The sequence below is a fragment of the Nonomuraea lactucae genome (assembly GCF_003313395.1).
GTDB lineage: Bacteria > Actinomycetota > Actinomycetes > Streptosporangiales > Streptosporangiaceae > Nonomuraea > Nonomuraea lactucae.
Map to the genome: position 1 here is coordinate 1 of NZ_QNFZ01000055.1, position 9,400 is coordinate 9,400.

At 72.8% G+C, this 9,400-nt stretch carries 7 protein-coding genes and 1 pseudogene; 5 read left to right on the forward strand and 3 right to left on the reverse strand.

Going from position 1 to position 9,400, the window contains the following annotated elements; translation table 11 throughout:
- Positions 1–38: 38 nt before the first annotated feature.
- The 3 genes and pseudogenes from DQW85_RS46480 to DQW85_RS04165 all read left to right on the forward strand — a co-directional run.
- Positions 39–551: pseudogene (locus DQW85_RS46480) on the forward strand (sigma factor-like helix-turn-helix DNA-binding protein); the annotation flags it as partial.
- A gap of 163 nt (positions 552–714) precedes the next feature.
- On the forward strand, positions 715–1,287 hold the full coding sequence (locus DQW85_RS46485) for a DUF6596 domain-containing protein (protein WP_338043353.1): 573 nt from the start codon (positions 715–717) through the stop codon (positions 1,285–1,287).
- A gap of 133 nt (positions 1,288–1,420) precedes the next feature.
- Positions 1,421–2,200, forward strand: coding sequence for a DUF998 domain-containing protein (locus tag DQW85_RS04165; protein WP_113699093.1), 780 nt, complete (start codon positions 1,421–1,423; stop codon positions 2,198–2,200).
- 170 nt (positions 2,201–2,370) lie between these two features.
- Here DQW85_RS04165 and DQW85_RS47535 read toward each other — a convergent pair whose 3' ends face one another.
- Complete coding sequence (locus DQW85_RS47535) at positions 2,371–5,208, reverse strand: AAA family ATPase (RefSeq protein ID WP_205314868.1); 2,838 nt, start codon at positions 5,206–5,208, stop codon at positions 2,371–2,373.
- 313 nt (positions 5,209–5,521) lie between these two features.
- Here DQW85_RS47535 and DQW85_RS04175 point away from each other — a divergent pair, with 313 nt between their 5' ends.
- Positions 5,522–6,331, forward strand: coding sequence for an SAM-dependent methyltransferase (locus DQW85_RS04175; protein ID WP_113699095.1), 810 nt, complete (start codon positions 5,522–5,524; stop codon positions 6,329–6,331).
- A complete protein-coding gene (locus DQW85_RS04180; RefSeq protein WP_113699096.1) occupies positions 6,331–7,524 on the forward strand; it encodes a cytochrome P450 family protein in 1,194 nt (397 codons plus the stop codon). Before DQW85_RS04175 ends, DQW85_RS04180 begins: the two co-directional genes overlap by 1 nt.
- A 17-nt stretch (positions 7,525–7,541) precedes the next feature.
- On the opposite strand, the gene DQW85_RS04185 is transcribed toward DQW85_RS04180, so the two are convergent.
- Both DQW85_RS04185 and DQW85_RS04190 read right to left on the reverse strand, forming a co-directional pair.
- A complete protein-coding gene (locus DQW85_RS04185; RefSeq protein WP_162794712.1) occupies positions 7,542–8,072 on the reverse strand; it encodes a GNAT family N-acetyltransferase in 531 nt (176 codons plus the stop codon).
- Positions 8,073–8,209: 137 nt separating this feature from the next.
- A partial coding sequence (locus tag DQW85_RS04190) for an alpha/beta fold hydrolase (protein WP_113699098.1) occupies positions 8,210–9,400 on the reverse strand: 1,191 nt, incomplete at its 5' end.

Genomic DNA, 9,400 nt, shown 5'->3' on the forward strand with positions numbered 1-9,400 from the left:
TCTTCCGCGAGGAGCGCGGCCGGTTGCTGGCCGCGCTCGTGCGCCGCTTCGGCGACCTGGACCTGGCCGAGGAGGTCACCTCGGACGCCATCGAGGCGGCGCTGAGGCACTGGCCGGTCGAGGGCGTGCCCCCCAGACCCGGCGCCTGGCTGATGACCACGGCGCGGCGCAAGGCGGTGGACCGGCTCCGGCGCGACCGGGCCTACGCCGCGCGGCTGGCCATCCTGCAGGTGGAGACCGAGCGGGCGGCGCACGCCCCGCCGGCCGACGCGCACGACGACCTGCCGGACGAGCGGCTGCGGCTGTTGTTCACCTGCGCCCACCCGGCGCTGCCCGCCGAGGACCGCGGCGCGCTGACGTTGCGCTGTCTGGCGGGGCTGAGCACGCCGCAGGTCGCCAGGGCCTACCTGGTGCCGGTCCAGACGATGGCCAAGCGGATCGTCCGGGCCAAGCAGAAGATCCGCCAGGCCCGCATCCCGTTCCGCGTGCCCGGCCCCGACGAGCTGCCGCAGCGGCTGCCCGGCGTGCTCCAGGTGATCTACTCGATCTTCACCGAGGGCTACGCGGCCAGCTCCGGCCCCCACCTGCAGCGGCTCGACCTGGCCGAGGAGGCGATCCGGCTGGCGCGGATCCTGCGCCGGCTGCTGCCCCCCCCACCTGCAGCGGCTCGACCTGGCCGAGGAGGCGATCCGGCTGGCGCGGATCCTGCGCCGGCTGCTGCCCGCCGAGCGGGAGGCGGCCGGACTGCTGGCGCTGATGCTGCTGATCCACGCGCGCCGCCACGCCCGTACCGGTCCGGACGGCGTTGCGTTGCTGCTGGAGCAGCAGGATCGCGCCCGCTGGGACCACGCCATGATCGGGGAGGGGGCGGCGCTGGTGGTCGCCGCGCTGCGCGGGGGCCCGCCCGGCCCCTACGGTGTGCAGGCCGCGATCGCCGCGCTCCACGACGAGGCGGCGTCCCTGGCCGGGACCGACTGGCCGCAGATCGTGGCCCTCTACGACGTGCTGCTCGCGCTCGACCCGTCCCCGGTGGTCGCGCTCAACCGGGCCGCCGCCGTGGCGATGCGCGACGGGCCCGCGGCGGGACTGGCGCTGCTGGACGGGCTCGCGGACGAGCCCCGGCTGCGCGGCTACCACCCCTACCTGCTCGCCCGCGCCGACCTGCTGCACCAGCTCGGCCACCTCCCCGAGGCCGCCGCAGCCTACCACGCGGCACTCGACGCGGCCGGGAGCGAGCCCGAGCGCGCCCACCTCCGGCGCCGGCTCACCGCCGTCGACGGATCCTGAGGAATTTCGCAGGTGGCTGTCCATCGGGCCACGTCTCGTTCGTAGCAGTGCCGTACGTCGTTCGCAGGCTTGCCGTACGGCAGGCCCACCGCCCCCGAGCGGCGGCGACCACCCGTGACGCGAAAGGATCGTCATGACCTCCACTCCCGAACCCGCGACCGGGACCGGACCGGAAGCCACGTTCTCCGGCTCGGGACCCACGACCTCCCGTCTCGGACCCGCATCCGGCCGTGTCGAACCCACCGGCGCCCGTCGCGAAGCTGCGAGCGGTGGGGGCGGACCCTCGGCCGAGGGCGTCGATGCTCGGCGTCGGCGCGCGCTGCTGCTGGGCTGCGGTACGGTCGCCGGGTTCCTCTTTCCCGTCGTGTCGTTCGCGCAGGCCTTCACCCGGACTGGGTTCGACCTGCGGCGGCACGCGCTGAGCGACCTCACGCTCGGCGATCTCGGCTGGCTGCAGACCGCCAACTTCGCGCTAACGGGCCTGCTGGCGTGCGCCTTCGCGATCGGAACACGACGGGCCGTCCGGTCCGGCCTGGCGGGCGTGCTCGGACCGGCGCTGATCGGCGTGTACGGCGTCGCCATGGTCGGTGGTGGGATCTTCACGACCGATCCCGCACTGGGCTGGCCGCCCGGAGCGCCCGCGGGGGTGCCGGAGCACGTCAGCACCAACAGCGCCGTGCACATGGTCTTCGCGGCCTCGGCGTTCATGTCGCTGATGGTGGCAGGGCTCGTGTTCGCGCGCGGGATTGCGGGCCGTGGCTGGGCGACCTACAGCGTGGTCAGCATGCTCGCCACCTTCGTGCTGACGGTGCCGCCGTGGAGCGAGGACAGCGCGAGCCTGCGCTTCGCCGTCGGCGCGGTGCTCATCTCGGCCTGGCTCGTCGCCCTCTCCCTGCGACTTCGGAGAAACTGATCGAGGAGGATTCGCCGTACGACGCGACGACATACTCGCCTGGGTGAAGGCCGAACAGCTGAGCCTGTCCTACTTCCTTCCAGGGCCCGGGACCGATGGTGTCGTCTCGCCGTTGGCAGGGTCACTCGGAGTCGCCCAGATCCACAGGCTGAGGGCCGGCACGCCCAGGGTCACTGGCCTGCCCGTACGCCGGTCGTTCCGTTCGAGTCGGGGAGGAGCCCGTGCTCCATGGCGAACACCGCCACCCCTGCCCGGGTCCGCCGTCCGGTCTTGTCGTAGATGTGCGACAGGTGGTGTCCCACGGTCCGGCCGGAGATCGACAGCCGCTCGCCGATCTCCCGGTTGCTCAGCCCATGGGCCGCCAGGCAGAGCACCTGCACCTCTCGCTCGGTCAACCCCGCGGGCAGCGCGGGCCGCGACTCGACCGCGTGGAGTTCGCCGAGGGTGAGAGGTTCGGAGCCGTCCGCCGGGCGACGGTGCTCGCCCAGCGCTCTGAGCTCGGCATCCGCCCGCGCCGCGAACGCCAGAGCCCCCATCGTGGACAGCATCCCGTGGGCCGTGAGCAGCTGGGCGCGGGCATCGGCCAGGCGGCCCCGGCGGCGCAGCCACTCGCCGTAGACGAGGTGCGCCCGCGCGAGATTCGCGCGCATCCGGGTCCGTCCCAGTCGCTCGACCGCCTCCCGGTGCAGGTCCTCCGCCACGGTGTCGGGTGCGATCTGGGCCTGTGTCGCGGCTTGGATGCCGAGGGCCCAGTCGGTGCCGCACGGGCGGGTCCTCTCGGCCAGCTGGTCGGCCGCGTCGATCGCCACGTCCTTCTGTCCCAGGCGGCTGGCGGCCTCGACGATCTCGGGCAGGGCCCACACCGCGATCGACGAGTACTGGGCCTGCGCCGCGGCCTTCCGCGCGGACACGAGCGCGGCGTCATAGCGGCCGCCTCCGTTGTGCAGCACCGCGGTGGCCAGTTCGGTGATGGTGATCGCGGTTCCCTCTCCGCGTGCGGTCGCCTCACGGGCGCTGACCTCGAAGAGCGGCCCGGCCTGGTCGGGGTCACCGCGCCATCCGGCCAGCAGCGCTGACGCGTATGTCGACTTGGGCGCACCGGTCGCCTCCGCCACGGCATCGGCCTCCCCCACGAGCGCGGTGGCCCTGTCGAAGCGCCCCTCCTGCATGTGCAGCCATGCCATGAAAGTCAGTCCGTTCGACAGCACCGCGAGTTCGCCAGAGTCGCGGGCGGTTTTGACCAGCCGCGTGCTGAGCGCTTCCACGGCGTCCTCGTCCCAGACACCCCAGGCCGCGCGGCAGGCGAGTGGGAGCGCCCGGATGTCACCTGATCGCCGGAAGGCTTGGAGCGCGGCCTGGATATCGGATACGGCTGCCGCCGGCCCTTTGGTGAAGAGCTGCGCCATGCCGTTGAACAGAAGGTCGACCGGTCCCGGCGGCTGTGGAGAGGGTGCGCCGGAGAGCACGGCCTGGGCCGCCCTGACGGTCTCCTCGACCTGGCCGAATCGACCGGCCCACACCGCCGTCCACAGCACTTCCAGCAGGGTTTCGCGGGCGAGCGCCGCGTCCAATGGTGCCAGGAGCCGTGCCGCTTCGAGCATCAGCGGCGGAGCCTGGTTGCCCCGCTGCACCGCGAACGAGATCTGGCCGCGCAGGCGCACGGACCGCGCGTGCTGGAGGCCGTCGAGCCCGTCGGGGTCGATCGCGGTGAGCAGGCTCAGCGCCTCGTCCGGGGCGCCGGCGTCGTGCTTGGCCTGCGCCGCCGCCAGCAGGCGGCCGTTGCGGCGGGCCCGATCCGGCGTCAGCGCCGCCGCCTTGTCCAGGAAGGCCGCCGCGGCGGCCAGACCACCACGGGCCTGCGCCCGCCGCGCCGACTGCTCCAACTCCGCCGCCACGTCCTCATCCACCCCCGAGGCGGCCTGAGCCCGATGCCAGGCCCGCCGATCGGGGTCCGCCCGCCCGTCCGTCGCCTTGGCCAGCACCGCGTGCGCGGCACGGCGCTCGGCCGGCAGCGCGGCCTTGTAGACGGCCGAGCGCACCAGCGGATGGCGAAACCGCACCCGCGAACCGAGTTCGAGCAACCCGGCCGCCTCAGCCGGAGCAGCCGCCTCGAGCTCCATGCCCAGACAAGCACAGGCGCGCCGCAGCAGCGCCGGGTCACCGACCGGCTCAGCCGCTGCCACCAGCAGCAACCGCCGCGTGTACAGAGGTAACACCGCCACCCGACCGCTGAAACTCCGCTCGATACGCCCCGTCACGGTGCTCGGAAGAGCGAAACCACCCGCGATCGCCGCCGGACCAGCACTACGCGCCAGTTCCAGCAGCGCCAGCGGATTGCCCCGCGCCTCAGCGATGATCCTTTCTCGGACCGCCAGATCGAGCGGTGCCAGCACCTCCGCCGCCAGCAGCGCCCGAGCCTCGGCCTCAGGCAGGCCAGGCACACTGAGGATCGGCAGCCCGCGCAGCACATCGGTATCCGGCACGTGACGCAGCCCGAACGCGAAGGCCACGCCCATGGACCCCACCCGCCGGGCGACGAACGCCAGCACTCGAGCCGAGGCGCTGTCCAGCCACTGGGCGTCGTCCACCACGCACAGGACCGGCCTTTCGCGGGCGGATTCGCCGAGCAGGCCGAGCACGGCGAGTCCGACGTGGAAGGGATCGGCCGCCACCCCGCCGCGCAGCCCGAACGCCGCCTCCAGCGCCTCCCGCTGAGAGTCTGGGATCCGGCCGGCCCGGTGCAGCAGCGGCTCGCAGAGCTGGTGCAACGCCGCGAACGGCAGGTCCATCTCGAACTCGACACCCACCGCGCGCAACGACTCAAAACCCGTCGCCGCCTGCACGGCGTGCTCCAGCAGCGTGGTCTTGCCGATGCCGGCCTCTCCCAGCAGGACGAGCACCCCGCCCTGTCCCGAGCGTGCCGCCTGGACGAGCCGTTCGACCGCCTCTGCCTCGCGTGCGCGGGCACGGAGCTGGGCGGGGCGCGACACGAGGCCCTCATGTCTCACCTGATGCATCCCCAAGAAATGCCTTCCAGTCGGGGCGTCCCCCTCGCGCCCGAGTTCATGGATCCGGGGCGAGACTCAGAACGATCCCGTCACGCGTGTGACGTCATCGTGGGGCGGCGGTGGCCTCCCGGACCGGTTCGAGAATATACATCGCAGATCGGCGGGGTGGGCCGTGGAGCGCTTGACGTGCCCCCTTCGTCATGGTGTGGAAGGGCTCACGGAAAGCGAGATATTTCGGAAAGGGTATCGGTAATCTCCTGATGGCGCCGGTCCTTCAGGATCGCCGCGCCGGCGACAGCGGAGGCTTCTGGACATGAGCCGCGAGGAACGGGCCCCAACCTGGGTGATCGACGCGCACATCCCCAGCGTGGCCCGGATGTACGACTACTACCTGGGCGGCAAGGACAACTTCGCCGCCGACCGCGCGGCGGCCGAGAAGGTGCTGGCCGCCATGCCGTACGTGCGGGCCTTCACCCGCGAGAACCGGGCCCTGCTGTGCCGGGTGGTGACCCTGCTGGCCCAGCGCGGGATCCGGCAGTTCCTCGATCTCGGCTCCGGGCTGCCGACCCAGGAGAACGTTCACGAGGTGGCCCAGCGGGCCGCCCCCGACTCCCACGTCGTCTACGTGGACAACGACCCGATCGTCCTGACGCACGCCCGGGCCCTGCTGGCCAAGGACCCCTTCACCACCGTCATCCAGGCCGATCTGCGCGACCCTGCGTCGATCCTGGAGCACCCGGCCTTTCGCGCCCAGATCGACCTCAGCCGCCCGGTCGCCGTCCTGCTCTTCGCCATCCTGCACTTCATCCGCGACGACAAGGAGGCCGCCGCGATCGTGGCCGGCCTGCGCGAGCGGCTCGTGCCCGGCAGCTACCTGGCCGTCTCGCACGGCTACGCGGGAAAGATCAGCAAGGAGGTGGAGGCCAGGGTCCGCGGCGCGTACTCCGCCACCGCGGCGGGAGACCTCATCCCCCGCACCCCCGAGCAGATCCAGGACTACTTCGACGGCACCGAACTCCTCGAGCCCGGCATCGTGCCGGTCGAGGCGTGGCGCCCCGAGCACGACGTCAAGCTCGACATGGACAAGGGCGGGTTCCTGGCGGCCGTCGGAAGGGTGCGCTGATGCCGGCCAAGTTACCGGCGAGCTTCCTGTCGGCCCCCGCGTTCGCCGCCGACCCGTACGCCGGGTACGCCGCGCTGCGCGAGAAGGGCCCGGTCCACCCGATCGACTTCCCGCCCGGCGCCGAGGCCTTCGTCGTGGTCGACCACGAGCACGCCCGGTCGGCCCTGAACGACCCCCGCCTGTCCAAGGATCCGGCCCACAGCGCGGTGCCCGTCCAGGGCGAGATGTTCTTCGGCGGGACCCTGCTGGGCATCGACCCGCCCGACCACACCCGCCTGCGCGGCCTGGTGGCCAAGGCGTTCACCGCGCGCCGCGTCGAGGCGCTGCGGCCCCGCGTCATGGAGATCGCCGACGGGCTGCTGGACCGGATCGCCGAACGGGGCGAGGCGGACCTCATCGCCTCCTACGCCTTCCCCCTGCCCATCACCGTCATCTGCGAGCTGCTCGGGGTGCCGGCGGCCGACCGCGATGACTTCCGGGCCTGGACCGCCGTCCTCATCGCGTACGATCCGTCCCCGGACATGCGCGAGCGCAGGCGCGCGACCGCCAGGGCGTTCAACGACTACCTGCGCGGCGTCTTCGCCGAGCGGCGCGAGAACCCCTCCGACGACCTGATCAGCGGCCTGCTGGCAGCCCGCGACGACGACGCCCTGCTGAGCGACGGCGAGCTCCTCAACATCATCTCGCTGCTGCTCATCGCCGGACACGAGACCACGGTGAACCTCATCGGCAACGGCGTGCTCGCGCTGCTGCGCGCCCCCGGCCAGCTCCGCCTGCTCAGGGACCGCCCCGAGCTGCTGCCCGCGGCGGTCGAGGAGATGCTGCGCTACGACGCCCCGGTCGGGCGCGCCACCCAGCGGATCGCCCTGGAGAAGCTGGAGATGGGCGGCGTCGTCATCCCGAAGGGCGCGTGGGTGCACATCCTGCTCGGGGCCGCGCACCGGGACCCGCGGGCGTTCGACGATCCGGACGCGCTCGACATCACCCGGTCGGACAACCGGCACCTGGCGTTCGGCCACGGCATCCACTTCTGCCTCGGCGCCCCGCTGGCCCGCATGGAGGGCGAGATCGCGATCGGCGCGCTGCTGTCCCGCTTCCCGGGACTCCGTCTGGCGTGCGCACCAGGGGACCTCGACTGGAACCGGACCCCGTCAATCGTGCGCGGCCTCACCGGGCTCCCCGTACTCCTGTGAACGCCGCTCGCGCCCGTTCAACTCAAGTCGAGCTCGAAGAAACGCCAGTACTGCTGAAGATGCGGAGGGATCTCGGTGCCTTCGTACGGCCCCCGTTCGACGAAGCCGCGCGCGAGATACAGACGCTGCGCGTCCGCCATGAAACGGCAGGTGTCCAGCCGCACAGTGGTGGCGCGCAGGGTCTCGTGCGCCTCCCGCAGGAGATGGTCGAGGATCGCGGATCCCAGACGTCTCGCCCGCCACCGGGGAGCGACATACATCCGCTTGACCTCGACGACGCCGGGCGTGAGCGTCCGCAGCGCACCCACCGCGATCAGGTCGCCGCCCTGTTCGGCGACGGTCATCGAGCCGGTGGGCGGAGTGTACGCCCCCAGCGATCCACTGACCGAGTCGAGATCCGTGGGTGAATCGACTCCGTACTCTTCCAGCAAGCGCCCTGACGCCCAGGTCAGGTACTCGACCATCAGCGCGGACACCGCCGCGGCATCGGTCTCCAGCCGGACCGGCCGCAATCGGTGGCCTGCCGCCGCCTCCGCGGCCTCGTCCACATGTCTCGTCATGCCATGCGTCTTCCTTGGGGGTGCCGTGTTTCCTGGGAGTGCCGTGGTTGATCTTAGGCAGCCGCGATGTGGGGTGTCGAATCAGTGGTGCCCGTGGGACGAAGGGCCCAGGCTCTGGGGGCTTGCTACGGGATGAGCTCGACCGCCGGATACTCCCTGCTCGGGCCGTCGAACAGCGGAGTGCGGCGCCCCTTCAGATGCAGGTCGAAGAAGGCGGCGGCGTAGGCCCGTTGCGCGGCGACGGCCTGGTCCGGGTCGATCGTGCCGACGAGGTCGCGTACCGTGCTCTCCGGCACCCCGGGAAGCTGCCGCGTGATCGCCTCGGCGTCGGTGAACGAGTAGTGCCGGGCCCCGGTGAACCGCAGCTCCCGCTTCCAGCCCGTCGAGCGGTCCCAGAAGGACCGCCACGTGGGGTCGCCCGCGCGGGTGTGCGGTTCGGCGGCCAGCTGGAGGAACGGCTTGGCCAGGCCCGTCCGGGCGACCTGGCCGCGGTGCCCGCCGTCGAGGTTGACGCCCGCGTCGACGCGCGGATCGTCGAGGGCCACCTGCGCCGCCGTGGCGCCGCCCATGGAGTGGCCGATCACCCCGACGCGGGACAGGTCCAGGCCGCCGCGCAGCCCGGCCGGGAGCGGGCGCCGTCCCGCGTCGGGGTTGCCCCCGCGGGCGAGGCGGGTGAGCCGGCCGAGAACGAACCGCGTGTCCGCGACCCGGACCTCGTGGGCCCTGTTCAGCAGCTCCTGGGTGGGCTCGGGCGGGATCTTGCTCCGCTCGACCCGGCCGCCGGGGAACTCCACCTGCGCGGCCTCGTACGTGTGATCGACGCTGACCACGACGTACCCCTGGGCGGCCAGGTCCTCGATCACCGTGGTCCCGACCGAACGCGGCGCGCCGAACCCGGCCGAGAACAGCACGACCGGCCACCTTCCCCCGCTCCGGCCGTCACCCCGGCCCCGGCTCATCGGCGCGCCCTCCCTGGCGTGCGTCCTGGTCGCGCCCCAGTCCACCGTGCCCGGCCGGATGCCGAACAGCGCCCGCGCCAGGGTCTGGCCGAAGTCCTCGGCGGCGCGCGGCGACATGTGCGGCGCGAGCGGCAGGTCCGGCGCGTCCGTCGCCGGATACCAGATGCCCACCATGAGCTCGCGGTACGGCCTGGCCGCCACCCAGGGGTCGGGCCGCGACCTGTCCACCAGGTGCAGCGAGACCGTGCCGAGAGGATGCCTCCCGGCAGGCGCGGGCAACGTCAGCGCGGCGGCCCCGCCCAGGTCCCCGGCCCCGCCCAGGGCCCCGGACGCGCCCAGGGCCGGGGTCCCGCCCAG

Excerpts from the sequence above, each read along its gene's own strand:
- DQW85_RS04165 (WP_113699093.1), top strand. The coding sequence starts at position 1,421 with ATGACCTCCACTCCCGAACCCGCGACCGGGACCGGACCGGAAGCCACG.
- DQW85_RS04175 (WP_113699095.1), top strand. The coding sequence starts at position 5,522 with ATGAGCCGCGAGGAACGGGCCCCAACCTGGGTGATCGACGCGCACATC.
- DQW85_RS04180 (WP_113699096.1), top strand. The coding sequence starts at position 6,331 with ATGCCGGCCAAGTTACCGGCGAGCTTCCTGTCGGCCCCCGCGTTCGCC.